At 56.9% G+C, this 23,270-nt stretch carries 17 protein-coding genes; 6 read left to right on the forward strand and 11 right to left on the reverse strand.

Annotated features, from left to right (window positions below; genetic code table 11):
- Nucleotides 1–432: 432 nt before the first annotated feature.
- The 4 genes from ACPOL_RS20900 to ACPOL_RS20915 are packed head-to-tail and all read left to right on the forward strand — an operon-like array spanning nucleotide 433 to nucleotide 3,282.
- On the forward strand, nucleotides 433–1,038 hold the full coding sequence (locus ACPOL_RS20900) for a TetR/AcrR family transcriptional regulator (RefSeq protein WP_114208770.1): 606 nt from the start codon (nucleotides 433–435) through the stop codon (nucleotides 1,036–1,038).
- On the forward strand, nucleotides 1,035–1,847 hold the full coding sequence (locus tag ACPOL_RS20905) for an SDR family NAD(P)-dependent oxidoreductase (protein ID WP_114208771.1): 813 nt from the start codon (nucleotides 1,035–1,037) through the stop codon (nucleotides 1,845–1,847). Before ACPOL_RS20900 ends, ACPOL_RS20905 begins: the two co-directional genes overlap by 4 nt.
- Nucleotides 1,844–2,419, forward strand: coding sequence for a DinB family protein (locus ACPOL_RS20910; protein WP_114208772.1), 576 nt, complete (start codon nucleotides 1,844–1,846; stop codon nucleotides 2,417–2,419). Before ACPOL_RS20905 ends, ACPOL_RS20910 begins: the two co-directional genes overlap by 4 nt.
- 2 nt (nucleotides 2,420–2,421) lie before the next feature.
- Nucleotides 2,422–3,282 (forward strand): DHA2 family efflux MFS transporter permease subunit, encoded by an 861-nt coding sequence (locus ACPOL_RS20915; protein ID WP_236656929.1) that lies wholly within the window; start codon nucleotides 2,422–2,424, stop codon nucleotides 3,280–3,282.
- Between the two features lie 389 nt (nucleotides 3,283–3,671).
- Here ACPOL_RS20915 and ACPOL_RS20920 read toward each other — a convergent pair whose 3' ends face one another.
- The 4 genes from ACPOL_RS20920 to ACPOL_RS20935 form a co-directional block, all read right to left on the reverse strand.
- Nucleotides 3,672–5,078, reverse strand: coding sequence for a glycosyl hydrolase family 28-related protein (locus ACPOL_RS20920; RefSeq protein ID WP_114208773.1), 1,407 nt, complete (start codon nucleotides 5,076–5,078; stop codon nucleotides 3,672–3,674).
- A 250-nt stretch (nucleotides 5,079–5,328) separates the two neighbouring features.
- Nucleotides 5,329–7,341, reverse strand: coding sequence for a glycoside hydrolase family 125 protein (locus ACPOL_RS20925; protein ID WP_114208774.1), 2,013 nt, complete (start codon nucleotides 7,339–7,341; stop codon nucleotides 5,329–5,331).
- A gap of 12 nt (nucleotides 7,342–7,353) precedes the next feature.
- Nucleotides 7,354–8,568, reverse strand: coding sequence for an alpha-galactosidase (locus tag ACPOL_RS20930; RefSeq protein ID WP_201758917.1), 1,215 nt, complete (start codon nucleotides 8,566–8,568; stop codon nucleotides 7,354–7,356).
- 2 nt (nucleotides 8,569–8,570) lie between these two features.
- Nucleotides 8,571–11,102, reverse strand: a complete 2,532-nt coding sequence (locus ACPOL_RS20935; RefSeq protein ID WP_114208775.1) for a beta-glucosidase — start codon at nucleotides 11,100–11,102, stop codon at nucleotides 8,571–8,573.
- A gap of 285 nt (nucleotides 11,103–11,387) precedes the next feature.
- On the opposite strand from ACPOL_RS20935, the gene ACPOL_RS20940 reads away from it, so the two are divergent.
- The gene (locus tag ACPOL_RS20940) at nucleotides 11,388–12,332 is read left to right on the forward strand and encodes an AraC family transcriptional regulator (protein ID WP_150133082.1); all 945 of its coding nucleotides are present in this window, start codon (nucleotides 11,388–11,390) and stop codon (nucleotides 12,330–12,332) included.
- A gap of 283 nt (nucleotides 12,333–12,615) precedes the next feature.
- On the opposite strand, the gene ACPOL_RS20945 is transcribed toward ACPOL_RS20940, so the two are convergent.
- The 7 genes from ACPOL_RS20945 to ACPOL_RS20975 are packed head-to-tail and all read right to left on the reverse strand — an operon-like array spanning nucleotide 12,616 to nucleotide 20,136.
- Entirely contained in the window at nucleotides 12,616–13,461 is an 846-nt protein-coding gene (locus ACPOL_RS20945; protein WP_114208777.1) for a sugar phosphate isomerase/epimerase family protein, read from the reverse strand.
- Nucleotides 13,458–14,402 carry a PD40 domain-containing protein gene (locus ACPOL_RS20950; protein WP_114208778.1) on the reverse strand — a complete coding sequence of 315 codons (945 nt, stop codon included), beginning with the start codon at nucleotides 14,400–14,402 and terminating at the stop codon, nucleotides 13,458–13,460. The genes ACPOL_RS20945 and ACPOL_RS20950 overlap by 4 nt, the downstream gene beginning before the upstream one ends.
- Nucleotides 14,399–15,514, reverse strand: coding sequence for a Gfo/Idh/MocA family protein (locus ACPOL_RS20955; RefSeq protein ID WP_114208779.1), 1,116 nt, complete (start codon nucleotides 15,512–15,514; stop codon nucleotides 14,399–14,401). Before ACPOL_RS20955 ends, ACPOL_RS20950 begins: the two co-directional genes overlap by 4 nt.
- Complete coding sequence (locus tag ACPOL_RS20960) at nucleotides 15,511–16,392, reverse strand: phosphogluconate dehydrogenase C-terminal domain-containing protein (protein ID WP_114208780.1); 882 nt, start codon at nucleotides 16,390–16,392, stop codon at nucleotides 15,511–15,513. Before ACPOL_RS20960 ends, ACPOL_RS20955 begins: the two co-directional genes overlap by 4 nt.
- Nucleotides 16,393–16,418: 26 nt before the next feature.
- The gene (locus ACPOL_RS20965) at nucleotides 16,419–17,231 is read right to left on the reverse strand and encodes a sugar phosphate isomerase/epimerase family protein (RefSeq protein ID WP_114208781.1); all 813 of its coding nucleotides are present in this window, start codon (nucleotides 17,229–17,231) and stop codon (nucleotides 16,419–16,421) included.
- Nucleotides 17,231–19,114, reverse strand: coding sequence for a D-apionate lactonase family protein (locus tag ACPOL_RS20970; protein ID WP_114208782.1), 1,884 nt, complete (start codon nucleotides 19,112–19,114; stop codon nucleotides 17,231–17,233). Before ACPOL_RS20970 ends, ACPOL_RS20965 begins: the two co-directional genes overlap by 1 nt.
- A complete protein-coding gene (locus tag ACPOL_RS20975; protein ID WP_114208783.1) occupies nucleotides 19,111–20,136 on the reverse strand; it encodes a Gfo/Idh/MocA family protein in 1,026 nt (341 codons plus the stop codon). Before ACPOL_RS20975 ends, ACPOL_RS20970 begins: the two co-directional genes overlap by 4 nt.
- Nucleotides 20,137–20,718: 582 nt before the next feature.
- Between ACPOL_RS20975 and ACPOL_RS20980 the strand changes: the two genes are divergently transcribed.
- The gene (locus tag ACPOL_RS20980; protein ID WP_161557479.1) at nucleotides 20,719–22,887 is read left to right on the forward strand and encodes a GH92 family glycosyl hydrolase; all 2,169 of its coding nucleotides are present in this window, start codon (nucleotides 20,719–20,721) and stop codon (nucleotides 22,885–22,887) included.
- The last annotated feature ends 383 nt before the right edge of the window (nucleotides 22,888–23,270 follow it).

The raw sequence follows: 23,270 nt of genomic DNA on the forward strand, positions 1-23,270 counted from the left end.
GCCAAACGCACTCGCACTCTTCGCACCAATGAACTACAGCAAGCGAGCTCGCATTTTCGATGTCGGACAAGGTAAATACTCCTAAGGTCTGGCATTTCGCCTGACGAAGATCGGGCTCGTAACCCGATTCGAGGCAAACGTCCTTCCGAAGAAACGGGCTTCGGCACCCTCGTTCACTGGTTCATATCGTGACGCACGGGCACAATCCTGACAGCGGTAAACCTAAATTACCCCTTCGTCGCTTTCTGATCGATTCACTGTCTGTATCAGCCCTGGTCGCAGTAGAAAAGTCGTGTCCTGGATGCTGGCTCCAACTGCGCTGTACTGCGGCCTCAGCGTCCCTGCTTCTGCACGTCGATGCAGCATTCTATCTAGCTGGATCATTGTTTCTCCCGCTTGCCAGAATGCGATTACCACGATAATCTCATAGGCATGAGGTATGACCTAAGCCACAAAGAAGCGAGCCGGCAACGCATCGTCGAAGCGGCCTCCCAGCGCTTTCGCCTGAATGGGGCAGAAGCTGTTCGGATCGCGGATGTCATGCAAATGACAGGCATGACCGTTGGTGGCTTCTACAAGCATTTCGAGAGCAAAGACGACCTGCTCGAAACCGCAGTTTCGGCAGCGCTTGAAACCGTTTCGGCGCGAATCACAACTCAGGTTGCGGGGCTCGGTCGATCGGAAGCTTTGCGAGCAGTGATCTCTTTTTACCTGAGTGAAGAGCATGTCAAGCATCCCGAGCTGGGGTGTGCGCTCGCGGCGTTGGGTACGGAGGTAGCCCACTTTCCGCCAAGGGTTCGCCGCGAGGTCAGCAAAGCACTCGACGCATACGCGGACCGACTCGCGTTCCTTATGCCCGGCGACACACCTGCTGCTCAAAGAGGTGCCTTCCTGATTCTGTTTCCTTCAATGGCCGGTTGCGTGATGACCGCACGCGCTCACAAAGGTTCGAGCACAAGAGCAGAGATCCTCGCGGGTGCCCGTTCGTTCTTCATATCAGCTTTCTGCTCTCCCGCAACGAAAGGACCCTCCCAGTGAATACAGCAAGGTTGCAGAAGCGTTACGGACCGTGGGCAGTGATCACCGGCAGTTCGGACGGAATCGGGAAGGCATTCGCTAAGCAACTCGCCGCAGCGAAGTTGAACGTAGTTCTCATCGCACGTAGGGCGGCAGTGCTCGAACAGGTGGCCGAAGACCTTAGAAAGGAATACAGTGTCGACGTTCGCGTGGTCGGCGCCGATCTTTCCAAAGCAGAAGGCCTCCTCGCAGTCGATGAGCAGACGCGGGATCTAGACGTAGGGCTTTTTGTCGCTTCTGCAGGCTTTGGAACTTCTGGTCCCGTTCTTCAAGCAGACCTGGACGTCGAACACGAGATGCTCGAAGTGAACTGCTTCGCGCTGCTGCACGGTTGCGTAGTGTTCGGCAATCGACTCCGTCAGCGTCGAGCGCCCGGCGGTCTGATACTCATGTCCTCGCTTGTCGGTTGGCAGGGGACACCTCTGTCGGCGAACTACGCAGCGACCAAGGCCTATGTTCAATCGTTAGCTGAATCGTTGCGCATCGAATTGAAACCTGCGGGAATCGATGTGCTCGCGTCAGCGCCCGGACCAGTGCATAGCGGATTTGCTGCGCGCGCCGACATGGTGATGAGCGCGGCTGTCACGCCCGAGGCTGTCGCGAAAGCAACTTTAGCTGCACTGGGAAGACGAGCGACGGTGATCCCCGGCGCCTTGAGCAAAGTACTTACTTGGTCTTTGCTGCCTCTTCCGCGGGCCATACGCGCTCAGATCATGGGCAAAGTTATGGGCGGTATGACGAAGCATCAACAGCCTCAGGCGGCCAAGTGAATTCCGCCGCTTATAACCCGCCGACCGTTCGCCACGCTCTGCTGAGTTGGGGGTTGAAGCGGCTCTCCCGAAAGCGCGAGAAGATGTTCGCGGAGTTCGAAGGGTGGAACCCTGATTGGCTTTCTTACAAGCCTTCTGAGCACGGCTGGTCTGTGCTCCAAGTGCTGGACCATCTTGCTCGATCAGAGGGCGCGGTTCGTATCCTTGGCGAGCAACAGACGGAGAGAGCGGATAGCCGAATACATCTGGTGGAACGTCTTCGCTTACTGCGATTCAAGCTTCTCCTGCGCCTCCCTGTGAAGATCAGCGTTCCGAGAAGTCTAGCCATTGTCTCTCCCGAGACGCCTGAATCTCTGGAAGCTGTAACGGCTTTCTGGCGAAATGAACACGCCCTGCTTGAGGAGTTCGTCGCTATTGCGTGCCCTGCAAGCTTAGGGACTTCGGTTCTGCGACATCCCGCTGTCGGAAGGGTGAGCCTTAGCGGCGTGTCCGGCTTCCTCCTGGCTCATTTGGCTCACCACCAATATCAACTCTGGAGAGTTCGCTTCATTGTGTCGGAGGTCTTCCTGTAGCGATGAGCACCGTGTGGATAACAGTGGAGCCGGAGATGAAGGCGGTGTCTGCGTCCGAATCTGCACTGAACCCGTGGCTGATCGCGGTCACAGTGACGTTGGCGACCTTCATGGAGTTGCTGGATACATCGATCGCCAACGTGTCCCTGCCCAACATAGCCGGCGGGCTCGGCCGGTCATTTGACGAGGTCACGTGGATTCTAACTACCTACCTCGTTGCGAACGCCGTCGTTCTCCCCATGTCCGCCTGGTTGTCAAGGGTGTTCGGACGAAAGACCTACTACATGGCATGCGTGGCGCTCTTCACGCTTGCCTCGTTCTTCTGCGGCGTCGCACCCAGCTTGCCGATTCTGCTGGTGGCGCGAATTTTCCAAGGCATTGGTGGTGGGGGTTTGGCTCCCGTCGAGCAGGCGATACTCGTCGACACCTTTCCGCCGAAGCAACGCGCTGCCGCCTTCGCGCTCTACACCATCGCCATCGTCACTGCTCCTGCCATCGGGCCCGTGCTGGGCGGCTGGATCACCGACAACTTCAGCTGGCGCTGGGTCTTCTTCATCAACGTTCCGGTCGGTCTGCTGTCGTTACTTCTCACGAGCAGGCTGGTGCACGACCCTCCCAGCTTTGCGAAGGAGCGGCGGACAGTGCGCGACGCTAGTGGGCGGCTGCAGGTAGATGGCTTAGGAATCGCCCTCATCGGCATCGGGTCGGCGGCGCTGGAATTGCTGCTGGACCGCGGCCAAATCGAGGATTGGTTCGGCTCAAGGCTGATCGTCTGGATGAGCGTTATCGCTGTGGTCTGCCTCGGTTCAGCAGTGTTCTGGGAACTGAACCATCGTGATCGGTTATCGATTTCCGTCTGCTGAACAACCGTAATTTCACGGTTGCGAACCTTTTCTACTTCCTCTTCGGCTTCGGCCTGTTCTCATCAACGACGATCATCCCGCAGATGCTTGAATCTTTGTATGGGTACCGCTCGCTCGGCCTTGAGGAGAAATGCTGCGCTTCCTGGCCGTACTGGGAATCTGGGCAGTCTTGCTTTGCTGTGGCCGCCGTCGGTCTCTGCGGTGCTGCAGTAATACCGGAAAGAACGCTCTTCACTTCTCGCGAGCGAGCACCGTCTCACTCAGCAATAGTCCGTAGTGTTCACCCAGCAATTCTATTGCTCGCCGCTCATTTACTTGCCAAGCGACCCGTCAGAACTGCGCTCACTTGAAGACCAGCGCACAGTCATTCGCGAATTAGCGGCGACCCATCAGTTGGCCGTATCGGGGCGGTAAGGCTCGTTATTCGAGATGATCGCTCTGTCACCGATCTCGTTTTTAATACTCACGCCAAAATACCCGTTGTTGCCGAGGATGATCGCATTCTTCGCCTCCGGGCCGATATGGATGCTCGTCTGCTGAGGGCGCGGATCGTTTCCCGTATAAGAATGACCTGGCTGACGCTTGGGAGAAACTGCGTCGAAGGTCGAATTCTCGATCTGCACTTTACCGCGTTCGACTTCAATTGCCGCACCATCGGACGCGAGATCGTTGGAGAAATAGCAACTGGAAAAGGAGACAAAACCGTCGCCACCCAATATCGCGTTGTGATCGACCGGACCCCAGAAGCCGCTATTGACGAAGCGCACGTTGCCTGCTGCCCCCGGCGAGATGATTACCTGGGTGCTCTTACCCACCTTATGGCTATTGAATTCGGCATTGGTGATCAGCAGACCCTGCGGTTGGACGGCGTCGACCTGCAGGGCGGTCGCGGTCGCGTCTGCGCCAATTCCCAAGAATTGGCCGTTGGTGGTGCCGTTTTCTGTCCTGATAAAGCGATAGCCGATCTTCGCCGGAAAGACGAAGGTGTTGGTCACATACTCCCAGTCGCTACGACCGAAGACGAAAGCCTCCAGGTTTTGCTGCATATAAGTGAAGACCTTATTCCAATCGCCATGGAAGGCGGCGCTGGCCCAGAAATGCGAATGGAACTGGACATTTTCCAGGCGGCCAATGTCACCGGTCCAATCGACAAATATGCCACGGCGCAGCACGCATCCGTACACGCTCATAATACGGTGCCGACCGTTTTCGCCCGGTCCTGTGCGGATGCCATTGTAGCTGTTGATCAGCGTCAGGTTCTCAACGGTAGTGTCGAAGACAACCTCTTTCGGATTCCCCGGATTGGCACGCATATAGATCGTCCACGGATACGGTTGAATGTCATCGACAGTCTGCTCGGGATAGTAGATCGTGAGTCCTGCGACAGATGTTGAACTGCGCATTTCGATGAATGCTGGCGCATCTTCTTTACTGCGGCCCTCGGTCGGCTCAAGGATCGAGCCAGTCTGCGGCTCCCACGACTGCGGGGCCTCATTCATCCCTTTAAGGTGGACGCCCATCTTCAGATCCAGATGCCCGCGGCATAACCAACGGCCCACTGGGACAAGCACGACTCCACCCCGCTTGCTGGCGGCGTCTATGGCTCGCTGGATTGCCAGTGTGTTGTCGGTCACTCCGTCAGGAACGGCACCAAAGCTGCGGATGTTAAAGGCTACATCCTGTCTTTTCCCGGTCTCGGCATGCGTAAGAAAAGCCCCCGAGAACACGGCAAGTAGCCCCGCGAACATCACCTGGGCACTAGCCACGCGGAGAAATCGACCACCGTGTTGTCCCATCAAGCCACTCTCCTCAAAGGCGAGACATTCGCGAAAAAATATTCCCTCAAGCCGGGCAATGCTCCGCGGCCGATGAGAGTCTGGGCAATCGGGTGGCCGAAACCGCCATGCGTCTCAAAGGGTCTAATTGCACCGATCAGAAGGCCGGGAAGAAAAATGGTGCGTCTGTACATAGAACCTCGCATTCCAGTTGCGGCCTATTGCTTTTCGCGTAAGAGTATAGAGGTTCGCGCTTCCGCGCACACCTGTGTCATTTCTTGTCGGTGCAGTAAGCCGCGCAGATCGCATGTCCCACATATCCAGCGGCGGTGGCAAAGGCACGCCCGTCGTGATCGACGACACCGGACGTCGGATCGATACCCTCCGATATGATGCCGGCGTCCCAGTTAGTGCCGCGAATTACATTGAGCGCCTGCTCGCGCCCATGCTTTAGCAACAAGTGGTCGGCGACGCTCCATGACGTTGTGAAAGGTAAACGGTAGCTCCCTGGAAGCCCAAACGGCTTTCCTGTATAGGAGTATTCATAATTGCGGGAGTGTAGCCACTCATAGGTGCGGACGAACGTAGGATTGTCCTCGCTGACAAAGCCGAGCGTAGGTAATTTAAGCAAAGAGCCGGGAGGCACGTCGGCCAGAATTGGGTTGATAACAGGTTTTTTGCCATCGGTCGCCGAGACGAAGATCTTGTCATTGGAGCCGGGAGCAACGGCTTGGCAGCGGTCCATGATGGCATCATGCAGTTTTGCGGCGCGCGCATCAGCGTCGCTGGCGGCAGCGCTATCGGCCAGCCTTCTGTACATGCGCGCAAGCTCCTGAAAAACGTGCCAGACCAGGACGTTGTTATAGGTATTGAAGGGTTGTTTGCGATATTGGTCTTGAGCATCTTGCAGCGTTGAATAAAGCTCGGTCACAGGATCGTAGCGAGAGAGAATCCGGTCTTGGAGCACATGCAGCGCATCCCGATGTGCGACGAGGAAGGTCGTGTCTCCGGTCGCCTCGACATATTGCGCAAGCGCATGGAGTGGCGCTACTACTTCGTCCAATTCCAGCCCATCCTCAAGCACAACTCCGTCGATGAAGCGTGAATGTGTGCCGGCGTTGCGCAACTGCGTAGTGATGGCATATTCAAGCGCCTCGCGCGCGAGGTCGCGGTCGATCTCCATCAGACCGGGAAAGCTCCATAGCATCGCGTCGCGATCCCAGTAGGCGGCCGACACATAGTAACGCGGACTCCGTGAAGTAACGCCGATGAGCTGCTCAGTATCGAGTGTGCGTCCCCAGGCGTAGAGTGCGGTGAAGAGCAGGTTCCGGTTCATGAGCAGATCGAGCGTGGGTTGACCCGTGGTTCGCGAACGCTGCCGACACCAGGCCGCCGTCTCCTCGATGACGGCATCCGCGCCCTCGCGGTCGATCGTCTCGGCTAACGCCTGCGCGGACTGCGACGCGCTATACTCCTCGACGCCCACGCCAATCACGAAGTTGGCCTCTTCGGTCGCCCCAGGTTGTAAGGTGACTGGATGAGTTGCGTCTAGTTCAGGATCAGGAGTAATCGGGGACGCTGTGACCTTCCCAGTCGATCGCGGATAAACTACCGACCAGGCGAATCGCGTATCGGAGTCGGCGAAGGAAAAGTACTGCCCCGGAAATTCCCCGCTCTCGACCCACGGGACTGAGGCAACCGAGCGGATGCCATGAAGTTCGACGGGCGTGTAGGTGACGCGGTTCAGTGCGCCCCACGAGGCATGGAGCGCCATCGTGATCGGTACCGACCGTGGTCCGCGATTCTGCACGGCCATCTTGATCAACGCGGCGCGTGATCCCGGCGGAGCGCAATAGGTAATCGTCATCTCCAGCCCGTCACGGATTAGAGTGGCAATAGGAATCCAGTTCTCGATGAGCTGCCATGAAGGGTTCTCGAAGGCGACCGGTTTGCCGTCGACCATGAAGTACGGTTGCGCCGCTGCCGCGCCGCGCTCGCCGACGACCTCAAGTAGTCCGCGGTCTCGCATCGAGAGGACATTAAAGCTCTCGATCGAGCCATCGTTGGCGCGGATCGTAGGCAGCGCGATCCACTCGTTGCCGGTGGGGACGACGTCGCCGGGCTTTGTCTGGATCGCTGCGCGGGTAGATTGCGCAAATGCCCCGCCGGCAGCTCCGATTGCTATAGCTGCCGCGGTGAATACTGATCCCAGGAGCCGGAGAGCAGGGAACAGCGTGCCTTCACGTTCAACGCGAATAAAAAAAGTGTAAATGATCTCTTTCATCTTCCCCGATTCTTATGGCTGAGAAGGTCCAATCCGAAGCATGACGACACCGTGTGACGGAACCATGGCCGAATACTCGCCGCGATGGCCACCCATATCCCGATGCATCCACAAATCTCGCACGGTCAGCGTCTCATTCGATGTTTTGCGGATGTCAGTCCATAGCACTGCGATTGTCTTCGGCGAAGGACCCCGATTGAAGAGCACGACAGCTGTGTCATGGTTCGCAAGAGGCCGTGCCCAAACCTCTCCGTCGCCTCGCTTCGCAACACGGTCACCTTCAATTCCTGCCGGGTCCTGGTCAACTGCGATTACTTCCTTATTGAGGAAAATATCTTTGAGTTTCGGGGAAAGTGATCGCAGATCGGCGCCGACAAACAACGGTGAAGCGAGAATTGACCACAGACTGAAGTTGGCTCGCGATTCTTCCACCGGTACACCCCTCACACCCGCTACCAGTATGTCTGCGTCATTCCAGTGGCCGGGTGCTGCATATTGCTTGAGAGTCGGTTGTGCATCAAGAATCAGCGTCCACCCGCGCGGATAGCCGCCAGGTTTGTCTTTGGTGTCGTGTCCGCAGTCCCAGCACTGCTTGCTATCGCCGGTCGTCCTCCACATGTTTGCGACATCGGCGCCCCATAGCCACGGGTGGTTGTCGCCCCACTCGCACATGCTGAAGGTGATGGGCCGTCCCGTGTCGCGAAGAGCGCGACTCATTTTCGTGTAGACCTCTTGCGCCTTCAGGCCGGCGGTATTGCACCAGTCTTCCTTTACGAAATCGACGCCCCACGATGCAAAGGTCGCCGCGTCCTGCGCTTCGTGATCGTGGCTGCCGGGTGCGCCGGAGTCGCAGTCCTTTATCCCCGCATCCGTATAAATTCCGAACTTCAGTCCCTTGGAGTGGATATAGTCGGCGAGCGCTTTGATCCCTGACGGGAACTTCGCTGGATCGGCGACCAGTTCTCCCCGCGGGCCGCGCTGCTTGCCCTTCCAGCCGGCATCGACGACGAGATACACATAGCCCGCATCTTTCATGCCGCTCGTTACCATGGCATCGGCCATCGATCGGACCAGCTTTTCATCGACTTTCAGCTCAAATGTAATCCACGAGTTCCACCCCATCGGCGGAGTGCGGGCGAGGCTATTTTCTAGCGCATTTCCGGAAGTGCCGGCGAGTGAGCAGGTCAGCGCAAGAGCAGCCAAGTGCAGGAGAGGTTTTCGAGCCATGGTCAAGGCGCAGTCACAGTAAGGTCTGCAGTGAGTTGTGTGTTTTCAGAGGAGTCGCCCACATAGACTTTGAAGACGCCGGGATCGACGATCCAATCATGCGCCTGTTCGTCCCAGTAGGAGAGAGCACGCTTGTTGATGATGAGGTCGACGTGTTTGGATTGGCCGGAATCGAGGCGTACTTTTTCAAATCCCTTCAGCTCTTTCGCCGGACGCTTTACCTTGGCCGACGGATCACCGATGTAGAGTTGGGCCACATCCGCCGCGGGGCGAGCGCCAATGTTTGCGATGTCGAAAGAGACATGGAAATTGCCGACCGCACCGGCATCCGGGGAAATGCTCAGGTTGCTAAACCTGAAATCGCTGTAGGTGAGACCGAAGCCAAATGGGTAGAGCGGCTTTTTTCCATTTGTAGTGAAGTATCGATAGCCAAGAAAGACGCCTTCTTCGTAGCGAATATGAGGTGTGACGCCTGGCGCGACGGGTGCAGCGTAATAGTGGTCATGCACCGGGTTCTCTTCCCACGAGCCGACAAAAGTGAATGGAAGCTTGCCTTCGGGTGAGCGTTCGCCGGAGAGGATCTCGGCGACGGCTGTGCCGCCCTCCTGGCCGGGATACCAGAGCTGCAGAAACGCTGGCACATGGCCAAGCCATGCGCGAGTATCCACCTCGCCGCCCGCAACCAAAGCAACGATGGTATTTTTGTTGGCGGTCGCGATGGTGTCGATCAGCGCGTCTTGGGCGAACGGTAACCTATACGTGCGGTCGAATCCCTCGCTCTCTAGTGAGGAGTCGTAACCGACAGCGACAAGTACGGCGTCGGCCTGGGCAGCAATAACCCGCGCATTGGGCGAAATGAGGTCGTTTACAGCGCGAATGCCTAGGCTAATGCGGGGAGCATCGGCGCCTGGGAGATAGTCGAGCTGTACAGCGATGGGAACGTCCTTCTTGAGATCTAGCTCCGTCCATAATGGAGACTGCGACTCATGTCCAGGCTGCTGGATGAGAAGCTTGCCATCGACCAGCAAGCGATAGCTGTCGGATGCAACCGCAGCCGTCGCGAAAATGTATGCGCCGGTTGATTGAGGTGTAAAGGTTGCCTTATATCGGATGCTCTGCTTCTCCGACACGGCGGCTGTCCATTCGTTTGGACGCCAATTGGCAACATTGCCGGCATAGCTCACCGACCCCGGCATCCCAGAGAAGTCGCGATTGGAAAATGTGTCGATCTCTACCGTGTCATGCTCCGCCGCGCCGTCCAGCGGCCGATCGAACTTGGTGGCGTTGTACAGGTCTTGAACGGCGATGACGCCGGGCGAGTAAAGCACCTTCAGCCCTCGCAAACTGCTTAGGCCTCGCAAAATGCTTTCCGCGTCGAATGGAGTAACGTAGGAGCTGCCCCCCCCCCCAGTATTCGCCGGCCATGCTGCGGGGCCTATGACGGCAAGCGTATGGATCTTTGTGAAGTCGAGCGGAAGCAAAGTGCCTTCATTCTTTAGGAGAATTATGCTTTCTCGCGCCTCTTGAAGAGCAATGGCACGAGATTCGGGGTTGTCGCGGGGAATCGAGAGATCGAGCTGCGGTCGGTCTCCGAAGCCAAAGCGGAGGGAGATGCGGAGGATGCGTCGCACCTTGTCATCGATCGTCGCCATGGAAACGACACCAGATCGAATCGCAGGAAGCAGCGTAGTGCGATTCATGTAGTCGGGGTTGGGCATCTCCAGGTCAAGTCCGGCATTGGCCGCAGCTACGCCGTCGTAGGTCGCAGCCCAATCCGACATGAGCACACCATCGAACCCCCAGTCTTTCTTGAGCACCTCCAAGTTCAGCCATTTGTTCTGAGTGGCGTGCTCGCCGTCGATCAGGTTGTAGGAATCCATCACGGCCCCCACGCGGGCCTCGCGGACCGCAGCCTCGAATGCGGGAAGATAGATCTCGCGCAAGGTACGCTCATCCGCGTCGGAGCTGACGTCATGCCTGCTGTATTCCTGGTTGTTGAGCGCATAATGCTTTACGGTCGCTACTACACCGCGGCTTTGGATCCCCTCGATGTAACCCACGACCGTTCTCGACGCGAGGTAGGGATCTTCGCCGAAGTACTCGAAGTTTCGTCCGCACATTGGCGCACGATAGATGTTCACTCCTGGGCCGAGAAGATAGGAGACGCCCTGAGCGCGAGCATCGTTGCCCAGCGCTTCGCCTATGCTGAAAGCGAGCGCAGGGTCCCATGATGCCGCAAGTGCGATACCTGCCGTGTATGCAGTCGACGGGCCGTCGGGATGCGCGCCGACCGGCCCGTCGGACAGCCGTAGCCGAGGAAAACCCAGTTTGGGCTCAGCGTAAATGTACGTTCCCGCATCGCCGCCGATCAGCTGGATCTTTTCATCCAGCGTGAGCTTGGCGAGCAGGGAATCGATTTTCCGCTCCATCACAGCATCGTCGCTTGGAGGGGCGGAGGATTGCGCCAGACTTTGTGTTAACAAAAGGAACGGGACGTAAATCAGAAGGCCGGCGATCTTGCGTGTTCCGCGCAAATAACCTCCCTTATAAGGTGACCAGACAAAAAGCAACAAGTTGTACAGGGCCGCAATTCTTCAGTACCTTGTTGTGAAGAAAAGGTTAGTTTGGTGATTTGTCCTCTTTCTGTGACGAACAGAGTGGTTGTTCTAAGAAAAAGATCATTCTCCCGGGAACCTCTCGGATCAACAATTTTGTCGAATTCCGCTATAGAATCATTGTTTCCCTTTGTTATACTGATTGAGTCAAAAAACACGACTCGAGTGAATACTCCAGAACTCACCGCAGAAGAGAACGATTTTTTGGTATCCACTTCGCAGGTCAACGCCGAAGGCGTTCATGTCTGGCAATTTGATCCGACTTGTCCGGTTGATGTCGTCCGGCATAAGCTCAGCGGCCGGTACCCTTTCCGCATGAACCGACATGAGTACTACGAGATCGTCTTTCTACGCTCCGGGTCGGTGATGTGGCAGGTGCAGGATTCGATGGTCGGCGAGAATGAAGGCGACCTCTTCATCATGACCAATCCGAAATATCATCGAGTCACCGAGCATTCCAGCTCCGAAATTCAGGCCGAGTCGCTGTTTTTTCACCCTGAACTAGTGAAGTCCGCGTGGGGCAGCGATTTTCGGGCACTGGAGGACTTCTTCTCACGCGACCGGTCGCTTCCACACGTCTTTCCTGCCGAATGCGGTCTTCCGCAAGAGATTCATCACCTGATACAACAGATTTCAACGAAGCTTCCTGCCACCGATCTGCGGGCCCGTTTAACGGTAAGGGCCTACCTGAAGATGATCCTCGTGCTGCTGATGACCCACGCCGGGATGCCGGAAAGGTCTTCGGTTACGGGGTCGGACCGCAGAAGGGTGGCCTTCGACTCCTTTAAGCCCCTCTTTCAACTTCTTGAGAAGAGATACAGCGAGCCGGTCAGCCCAAATGATGCCGCGAGGGTGATGCACATGAGTCCATCCAATTTCCGACGCACCTTCAAACAGGTCACCGGTCAGTCATTTGTCTCCTATCTGAATAACTTCCGCGTCGCCAAGGCGCAGGAACTACTGGCCAGTAGCGATATGCCGATCTCCGAAGTTGGCCTGGAGACGGGTTTCTGCGACCAGAGCTATTTCGGCATGATTTTCCGCCGGCTGACACAGGCCACCCCCAGGCAATACCGTAGGCAAATCCAGCAGGTGCGAAGGCATAAGGATTATGACCGGGCGACGTCTTCCTATTTTTATAACGCCTAGTTTGTCGGGGCCTGGCGCGGTTTTCATCAGAAAACATGAAACATGTGCCTTCCTCATAGCATTTGAGGCTCGGATGCATTCGTCTTGCGGTTTAGAGTCTTGTAAAATGATCGGACTTCTGGCGAAGATGTTTCTGGCAATGAGATGTTCCAGCAGCCGCGCATCGTGATTGACTTCGCCACAAGAAGAGAAATAATTTGCCCAGGCAGAAGGGGCAGAACACTCTTTTGCTGCACACAGGCTTGATCGCTGGGATTGGTGAGATTCCTATGAGAGTAGCCAGCTACCAACGGCCCGCGACGCCGCGAAGATACTTTACGCCCTCGAAGGCGATTGCTTCGGGTGTGGGCGCAAGGTCTCGCCAGATCGCGGTTGCGGCCGCTATTTCCGGAAGCAGATAGCCAAAACTCTCGATCACCAATGCACCTTCGTAGCCAGTCTCGCGCAGGGTCTTCACGATGCCGGGAAAATCCGTGTGTCCGCTGCCCGGAATGCCACGGTCGTTCTCGCTGATGTGAACATGCTTCAGTCTGCCCTTTGCGAGGGCAAAAGCAGCCGGCACATTCTTTTCTTCGATATTGGTGTGAAAGGTGTCGAAGAGGATGCCAACGCGTGGATGATCGATCGCCGCGCAAAAGCGAACGGCCTCTTCGGCGGTGGTCAGAAAGAATGTCTCGAACCGGTTGAGCGGCTCGATCGCAAGAGCGATTCCATTTTCATCGAGCGTGGCTGCTAGGTTCTGAAAACACTCGATCGCGAGCTTCCACTCTTCGTCGGTTCTGCGCCGCCCGCTGAGGTATCCTACAGGCGCATAGAGCGGACCTGCAATGAGCTTCGATCCAAGATCGGCGGTCGCTTTCACGCAGGCTTTCAAGTGCGCGAGGGTCTTAGAGCGTACGCCTACGTCTTCGTGAATGGGGTTCAGGCCCGGCGGCAGAATCGCGCAAACTGTGCTGTCGAGCCCGTTTTCATTGAGCGCCCGGTTAAGCTGCGCGATCGGCACCGCCATCGGCTCAAACATCGGCACTTCGAAGAGATCGAAGCCGGCCGCGCGCAATCGAGGCAGCAGGTCGATCTGCTCCTGATCGATGCGCGCGGACCATAACAACCCGTTTACGCCGATTTTCATCTTTCGTGTGCCTTCGGATGCCAGACGGCCCGGCTGCCGTCGATCGCGCACTGGTAGCGTAGTGTCTCCAGCACATGTGGCTCCCTGCCATCGGCGCGCATCACCCATACGGGACGCTTATCCCCCCGCCGCTCCTCGTGTACTTGCCGGGCAATCGTCGCATCGTTCCAGAAGTTTTGATCTGTAAGACGGAAGGATATCCATTGCTGATCAGGAGACCAGGCAGGCGAGGTCGCGAACATGCCGAAATTAGTGAGCTGGTGGATGTCGCCGGTGGCGACATCCAGCGAAAATATCTCCAACACCTCGCCTAATGAATCGGAGTATAGGATGCGTTTGCCATCAGGGGAGAAGGTCGGTGTCACCGCGCCAATATGGTTCTGATGGGATGTGAGCTGCCGTACTTCAGCTGTTTTCAGATCTAAGACGAAAACGCAATAGCCGGTCTCGACCCAGTTAGTGAAGGTGATCGCCGCCCCGTTGGCAGAGATATGGGGATCGCGTCCCGGCGCGACAACCTGAACCTCGCGCTTCTGTGTATCGATTACCTCGAAGCGCGCATTGGTGCCCGAGATGCCGAAGGCGATGAGGTCGTCCTCGCGGGACCAACTCGGAAGGTAAACCGCCGAAGGAGGGGAGACATGCGTGAGTTGCTCGACGTCGCTCCCGTCGGCCTTGGCGATGAATAGGTTGTAAGCTCCGTCACGGTCGGAGGTGAAGAGAAATCTCTCGCCATCAGGCGACCACATGGGATAGCGCTGGTGGGAATTTGGGCTGCGGGTGAGATTTGTTGCGTCGCCAGAGTAAGGATCAAAGCGAAACACCTCGGTGTTGCCTGTACGCAAACTGGTCATGAGGAATTCATGGCCTCGCAGTTCGCCCCCGAAGAGTGCCGGCGTGACGACCGCGGTAGGTGAGGGGGGGACAACACCTGTGGTCATGCTTGCCCCTTCTCGAAACGAGGGAGGGATACGATTTTACCCCCGAGCATGGCCGATTCATGGGCGCAGATACCGGCGCACGTCCAGTTCACCGACTTATACACATCGGGGAACGACGGCCGGTTCTCGACGATGCTGCTAACGAACTCATGCACCAGATGGGGATGCGAGCCGCCATGGCCGCCGCCCTGAGTGAATGAGAGATGCGCATGGTCACTATCGTATACGCCCTTGGTGGTGAACCGCTGGATCGGTTTCGGCAGTAAATGCGCGAAATCGCCCACATCCACGCGCTCGGGCTGCTCACCGGTATGGACGATCATCTTCTCGCCTTCCACGAGCGTCCACTCGAACGACGCAAGTTCTCCATAGACATCGAAGCTCTCGATGTACTCACGCGCGGTCTGGAATAAAGAACGCGTCACCTCAAAGGCGAGGGGTTGGTTGCGAACCTGGAAATGCGCCGTCTCAACTGCAAAGGGCGACCCATATTTGTCGGTGAGATTCTTGGCGATTCGGCCCGAGCCCAGGCATGAAACGTAGTCTGCCTCGCTTTTTACGATAGCCAGGCAAGGGCTGACGGCGTGCGTAGCATAATGCATAGGCGGTAGGCCCTCCCAGTAGCCGGGCCATCCCGCCATTTCCTGCTGGTGGCTGCCCCGCATGAACTGGATGCGTCCGAGTTTTCCCGAGTCCCTCAATTCGCGGGCATAAAGGAATTCACGAGTATAGATGGCGGTCTCCATCATCATGTAGGCTTTGCCGGACGCTTCAGCCGCAGCGACGATATCGCGGCATTCGTCAACCGTCGTCGCCGCAGGCACTGTGCAGGCGACATGCTTCCCGGCGCGCAGCGCGGCGATGCTTTGCTGAGCATGCAGGTGGATGGGAGAATTGATATGCACAGCGTCGACCGCGTAGTCGGCGAGGAGCTCGTCGAACGAGGTGTAGCGCCTGGCGACCCCATAGGTCTCGCCCACTTCGTCCAGCGTTGGCTGGGTGCGCTGACAGATCGCGTACATCTCGGTCTGGGGGTGATGCTGATAGATCGGAATGAACTCTTTTCCGAATCCCAGGCCTACGATGGCCACATTGAGCTTCTGTTTCTTCACGCGATGCTCCCGGTTGTGGAGGGCGCTCCCTTTGCGGAATGTCCCTCCGGATGCAGCATCACATGGATCGCGCGATGCAGCGATTCAGGCTCGAATATGTGTCTCCAGTCGGGTTGAATAATCTGTTCCATGCCCCACTGGATGGCGATCTTGGCTGCGTCGGAGAAGGGTGAAGGCTCGGCTCCGAAGACAATGGCCATGGCAATCTGGGCGTGGCCGGCCATAAAGGCCTCCGCCGCCTCGCGGGGGACGCCGCGTTCGATGGCCGCATCCATGGAGGCTTTCATCAGCGTGGCCGCGGTGGCCACCACGATTTCCGACATTGCGGGCTCTAGTAGAGCGAACTCTTTAGGTGTGACGCGATGGGCTGTGCGCACCGGCGCGAACATCGCTCTGGAGACTTCGATCCCTTGGTGGAAGAATTCTTCGGATCCCTCGATGAGCGCGACCAAGATGTCCTGGGTAGCGATTCCGCCGAAGAAATCGCGGCGACCGGTGTGTGGTTCCTGCTCGGCAAATAATGGCGGATGGCACGGATGGGCGATCATTTGTGTTATGTCGGCGCGCGAGGGAATCTCGCCAACATAGGCTGCGGCGGCGTCCAATGCGATCAGCACCGCCCCGGACTTCATCTGAGGTACGATGGCGTGGGAAATCGAGCCGATCAGTTCGTCGGGCACGGCGAGTACGATGAAGTCCGCCTCTCGTACTGCGTCATCTAGCGTCGTCACGTGTTTGCCTGCGCCTTCGATCGCGGCCGCCTTTCCCGAATCTCTCTCGCATAAAAGCAACCGAAAGCCTGAGGCGGCTTCGATCTTATCCGCTGCCCTAGCTCCCATTTTGCCTCCGGCACCCACAATCGCGACCGTTTTGCTCATTTTCTCTCCTCAGCGAACTCGAGAATTCAATTCAGAATGTAGCGACGAAGATACGAAATGCTCTCCACCGCCCAACGATGCTCCAATGCGACGGTCTCAGAGATGCTGCTCTGTTCTGGAGGCCATAATTCTAAAATTGCGTTAGCGTTCACTCGCATCGCGCGCAAGGATGCGATCAGGCTGGGAACGTCGAGCTGACCTGCACCAGCGGGGCGCCCCTCTACTATGAAGCCCATTCGGTGCTGCATTCGGCTGATTTGATAGTCCTTGATGTGCAGACTCGCGATGTAGGGCGCTAAATTCTCGATCACGCAAGCCGGCCCTTCGGGAATGGCAAGCGAGTTGACGGTGTCGAGGGTCACGCCAACCCACGCGCTGTCCACTCGTTGGAGCATCTTGGCCAGAAGAACGGACGGGATGCACGAATTTTCGATGGCTAGTCGAACCCTGGCTCGTTCCAAATTCAACAGGACGCGCTGGACGCAGTCCTCCACCGCATCGATGCCGATCTGGACGGAGTTGGCTTCGTCGATGCTCCATCGGAGGGTTGCGGAGCCAACCTGTTTAGCCAAATCGATCTGTCGGGCCAAGTACTCGGGATCGAGCCCTTGCGTCCCAATTTCGATTTCAATGTGGCGCGCCGAGGCGCACCGCATCAATTGGTGAAGCTCGTCAGTGGGGAGCCCGTCGATAGGAAGATTGGGGCCATATTGCACCACTCCTACTTCCAACGCAGACGCAAGACTCAGGAGATCCAAAGCATTCAGCGGCTTTTCGGGCTGATAGCCGGGGGCGCCGATGGACCAGGCAAAGGTATACGTACCGATTCCCAGCTTCATCACCCCTTCTCCTGCGATCTGCCCTCGAGGGTGACGATGCCTCGGGGAGGAATCACGACGTCTGCTGCGCCGCCCGCCGCCATGAGAGGTCTGAGCGATAGGGCGCGCCAACGTGCCGGCTCCGTCAGGGCTTCGAGGCAATTGCTTTCGTCGAGGCACCGAGTGTGCAACCACTGGCAAACAGCCTCGGCTTGCACAGTAACGGATTGTTCATCATTGTCGAAGTTGGTCAGTAGGACGCGAATGCGCTCGCCCGCACGGACCGCGATTCCTTCGACTCGCAAAGGATGGCTTGAGCGGGTAAACAGCGACTCTCCGCCTCGAAATTCAATCAAATCCGACAATACATGGTAGACCGGGGAAATCGCCCCGCATCCCAGTCCGGAAGAGGCGATGTATGCGTTGCTATTATGGACCGGCATTAGTCCACAAAGTCCTACATCCGTGAAGTAAGCCACGCTGTCAGTCTCGCCCTCGGCGAGATGCTTAAAACTGGCAAGCGTCCAAGCTGCCTCAAACAACGACATTTGAAGAGCGCCTGCGCGAAAACCTTCATCGCTGGGACAAACTGACGAAAGGCAGGAGACGGCCAGCGGTGATCCCTGGGCCAAACGTCGCGCCTCGGTGGCCAATGATGCCTGGGCAGAGAGACTTTCCACTAGAGAATCGTTATCTGAGGCGTGTACGCGGGGATCGATGGAAAACCACACGCCGTGTCCCTGTCGTGCGATGGACCGATTTCGGTTGATCTCCACGAATCCTTTGCTGCTACCCCAATAGACTTCGGCGCCGACGGGCAGCGCCGGCGTGAGAGGATCGAACTTGGAATCTGCATCGATCAGCCATCGGCAGACTGCCGCTCCGCCGAGAGACTGCTCCAGGAGGCGTCGATCCTTCAGCCAGGACCCGTCCCGGTAAACTGTGCGGATCTCCAATGGGATTTTCAATGCCTTAGCCAAGGCGCTCGCGTCTGAAATGCGGATCTCCCGGCGAGGATCTATGAAATCATGTTCGATGCTTATGTATTCAGGATGCAGTGCACGCAACAATCCCAGCCGATCTAGAATTGCCTCCGGCAAATAGGAGAAGCCCAATCCGATTTTCGGCAAACGAGAGCCTCGGAGACCGGAGATACGAAAGACATTCGACTCGGGCGTGTTCGAATGCGGTCGCACGTGTGAGGCTAGGCTCAGGCACGCAGATTGCTGGATTCTAGACCCCTCGTCGACACGATACGGGTTGGGAAGACGCAGCGGTCGCGAATAAATCTTGAACGAAGCGTCACTCCAGTTGCGCTGGTCTTCTGCTTCAAAGAGATCGCCTGAGAGTGAAAGTTGAATAGGCGGGAATTCGTCGAGCCGGTAAGAGATCTCCCGCGCGTCGGTGAAAAGTGGCCATGGAGCGATCTCCTGGGGAAGTACCAGCTGCTGGATCGTGCCATTTTCCGCCGTAACGGAAAGAGTCCTTCCGCAAAATTCGGTTGTGGATTGGAGCACGCAGATGCCAATTCGGCTTGCCCAAAAAGTGGAGAAGGCGGTGCCATCAAAAGCGTAGCGGATAGTCCCGTCCTCCGAACCCTCGGCGCGAAGCGTCCAGCGGAAATCGACATCCTCAAGGTGGCTTTGGCACTCGCAGGAGAGAAAGAAGCTTTGGACATTGCTTTCAACGTCCAAGGATGAAATTGTTCGTGGTAACGTTTCCCAATTCTTTCCGCGAACAAGCACGCAAAGCCGCTGCACCACTTCGGTGTGATCGAGCGCGATTCTACGCAGATCGCCGTCCTGAAAATCCATCGACCATGGGCCCGCCCGAAGAGGAATCTTGGCGAGACGTTGGGCTTCGCCCTCGTAGTGAATCGCTTTGCGCCCGACGGTTGCGTTCATACCAGCCGCACACTCTGGCCGGTGCGGGCTGATTCATAAGAGGCGTCCACCAGCCTAACGCTTTTTATATTGTCTTCGCCGGTCGTTTCGGCGGTTCCTTCACCTTTCAAAGCGCAGAGCAGATTTGCCTGGCATGGGACGATACTCGAGTGAACAATATCGTAGGCCGGATCTGCCCAGCCATATCTTGGAGGAGGGACCCGCCGAGAATGTGTGCCTCTTGAGGTTGTTATACGGACTTGGAAATCGAGCGACAGTTCAATGGATCCGCGGCTGCCTTCGACGAAGATGCAGGTCTCAGGAAATCTGTCCCGTTCGAGATGGTTGCCGGCGTAGGCCAACTCGCAGACCACTGTGCATCCGTTCGCGGTTTCGAGCACAACAGTCGCGACATCTTCTCCTACGATGTCGGCATGAACGCGGGCGGTCTGGCAGTAGAGGCGGCCCATTTCTCCGAAGAGAAACCGGGCCACATCGAGAATGTGACTACCGAGATCGGCGAGTATGAACTGCTCGGCGCTGCGCAGAAAAGGCTGATTTTCGAAGACCGGAAAACCAGAAACCATGTCGATTCGCGCGCGGAAAGGTAGACCGATTTCGCCGCCATCCAGTAGCCGTTTCACCTCGCGGATCGGCGTCTGCCATCTCCAGTTTTCGTTGATCAGGAGCGGAACCCCCGCTTCGGCGCAGCTCTTGACCATATCTTCGGCTTCATCGACCGAGGTTGCCATCGGCTTCTGACAGACGACAGGCAACCTTCGGGACGAGGCCATCCTCGTGAATAGCGCATGGGTTTCGACACCAGTGATGATGTCCACGAAGTCAAGGCTCTCCTTGTCAAGCATTTCCCTGGCGTCTGAATACCAGTGGGGGATCTGAAACCGCGCGGCGATTGCTTCGGCCTTTGCTGCTGTCCGGTTGTAGATGGCCACGCAATTCGTGCCTCCAATTTCGCGCCAGCCGGCCAATTGAAAAGTTGTCCAAAATCCAGCACCAAAGGCCGCAAAATTTAAACTTGGCATGTCCGCTCCTGACTACGCTGTGCCTTCGATGCCCGTGTCGGGCTATTAGAATTCTGCGCGCCAGTGATATCAAAGGAACAGCTTATTGGCTGGCGCTCCCCAAACTCTGTGACCATGAACGCATCTTTTCTAGCAAAACGATCACATGAGATCGATTTTTGGACGTTCCCGGGCTGAAGCAGCGGTCTAGTAATAGGACGAGTCTCTTCAGAAATCAGAAGGCCCTACAATCAGGCAGTTGCAGTGAGTCCTGACAAAAGGGGATCAGCGGCTAGACCTAGCCAGCCCTTCTCTTCCATCTGATCTGAGTGAGAGAAAATAGTCAGATTCTCACATCTGGCATCGTCGGTTTTCGATAGTTTCGCCTAAGTGAAACCTCGGAAGTTTTGGTCCAACTCGCGGCGTTGGCGTCTTGCCCAAGCTCGAATAGACGCTATGCAGCTTAAAGATGGCGTAAGCCGGCGCCATTTTTTAGGTTCGCTGGCGGCCTCGGCGGCGTTGGTCACGCCAACAAATCGGTCATTCACCAGAGCCGCCGATAAACAAAGTTTAGACGGGCCGCGGGCCGCGCCGAAGGCAAGTGTGGATTCAGTAGACCCGCACATTGGCGGCATCGGTCACCTACTCACATCTAACTCGCCAGAGGCCCAGCTTCCGCACGGCATGATGGTGGTTACGCCGTGGTTCGCTCGCGACGTGACCGATGTCTATCTCGCGACTCGAATGTACGGATTCACCGTTGGTGCCTCCGTCATCATGCCCGTAAGCGGAAAGATCACGGCTGCTCCGGACAGGATATTTTCTGAGTGGGACCCGGACAACGATGTTGTCACACCTTATTCTTCTCGCTATCTGCTCGAAGACTTCGAAACCGTCGTCGAGTATGCCGTAAGCGAGCGCGGGGCTCATTTCCGCTTTCATTTCCCGGACGGTAAACCCGCCAATATCTTCTTGAGGCCCCAGGAAACCGCGCAATACAAATTAAGCGGAAGCAAAACGATTCTGGGGACGGAGCAAAAACAGGGCGTGAACACCTATCTTTGTGTCGAGTTCTCGCGCTCTCCCGTTTCGCAGCGGAAAGTGACAGTGCCGGCCGGAGGCGCGGTGCTAGGCGACACAGATGCGCTCGTCCTTGACTTCGGCCAGGGAGTTGGAGTGGTCGAGGTCCGCGCCGCCATCTCCTACATCTCGAGGTCACAGGGGGCGCAGACATTGCGTGAACAATTAGCCGCGAAGAGCTTTGACGAGACGCGCTCCGCCGGGCGCGCAGCCTGGGAAAAAGCGCTGGAGGCGATTCATGTCGAAGGCGGCAGCGACGAGCAGCGCGCGATATTTTACACAGCGCTCTATCGTTTTTTTCAATATCCGAAAGATGTCACCGAAGATGGTCATTATTTCGGCCCGTACGACAGAAAGATTCGCGATGCGTCAGGCAATGACTTCTACATCGAGGACAATCTCTGGGATACGTACCGAACGCGCCACCCTCTTTCGGCGCTGATTGAGCCTAGGCGGCATCAGGACATGCTGCGTTCGTACGTCAGGCTCTTTGAAGAATCGGGATGGATGCCGCAGTTTCCTTTTATGGCCGGCGACCTGCCATTCATGGACGGCAACAATGCGGCATCGATGTTCCTGGACGCATACGGGAAGGGTCAGCGGGATTTCGACCTAGAGTTGGCATATCAAGGCATCCGCAAAGACGCGATGCAGGCAACGATGCTCCCATACCGCCGGGGGGCCCTCACTGATCTCGACCAGTTCTATCAGAAGCACGGCTATTTTCCTGCGCTACGCAAAGGTGAGAAGGAGACTGAACCCCGTGTCGATCCCGATATGCGGCGGCAGGCCGTTTCTGTCACACTTGATTCCGCGTACGACGATTGGTGCGTCGCCGAGGTTGCCAAGATACTGGGAAAGGCCGACGACACGGAGTATTTCGGTCGCAGGGCGCTGAATTATCGTAATCTCTATAATCCCGCGACCGGGTTTATGTCACCCAAAGGTGCGAACGGCGAATTTATCCCAGACTTCGATTCAAAATGGTCGGGCGGTCAGGCCGGCAGGGACTACTTCACCGAATGCAATGGTTGGGTCTACAGCTTCGACGTCCCGCATGACATTGGTGGCCTGATCGCGCTGATGGGCGGTCGTGATCGCTTCGTCGGCAGGCTAGATCAGCTCTTTGCAGAGGGGTACAACGGCAGGCTGAAATTCGAATTCCTTGCGCAATTTCCTGACTCCACCGCCCTGATCGGGCAATATCCGCAAGGCAATGAGCCCGCCCATCACATCGCTTATCTCTACAACTACGCCGGCGCTCCCTGGAAAACTCAGAAGCGTGTGCGCCAGATTATGCGCAACTGGTACGCGTCAAGACCGCTTGGGCTCCCGGGTGACGACGACAACGGCGCGATGTCGAGCTGGTATGTCTTCAGCGCGATGGGATTTTATCCGATATGTCCGGGGCGACCGATTTACACGATAGGCAGCCCACTCTTTAATAAGAGTTTGATTCAAGTCAGTGACGGCAAGATCTTCACCATCGTGGCGAACCGGACCTCTGTTGTAAACAAGTACATCCAATCGGCCCGATTGAACGGTTCTGACTTCAACCGGACATGGTTTGAGCACGCCGATGTGGTAAATGGCGGCACATTGGTTCTTGAGATGGGACCTGAGCCAAACAAATCGTGGGCCGCTGGGCTGGACGCGGCGCCCCCGTCTCTTTCACCGCAATTGAATTCATGAGGCTGAAGCGTGCCCGGACCAACTAAGTCTACGAATCCCTCCCGTCGCACCTTCCTAGGAAGCGAGCTGCCGGAACAATAGGCCTGGCCGCGTTTGACCAGGCGCTGCCTTCGCCTTCGCACGTGTGTAGCACGCCATGGAGGAGATGCCTTTGAGGTCTGGGGTAGGCGATGTCCTGTTTTCTTATTGAGATTTCGAGCGCCCTCTCGACGTCGACGTAGTGGGGTTGGTGCAGACACAGGAAAGAGATCGCGGCAAGACAACTCACTGATGGCGAAGCTACTAGCATTTACCTGCTGCTTCCGGCGAAGACCAAATGATGGCTTCACCCCTATTCGACACAAAATATGACTCGCGTTGAATTGACCGTCAAGAGCTGACGC

The sequence above is a fragment of the Acidisarcina polymorpha genome (assembly GCF_003330725.1).
GTDB classification, from domain to species: Bacteria; Acidobacteriota; Terriglobia; order Terriglobales; family Acidobacteriaceae; genus Acidisarcina; species Acidisarcina polymorpha.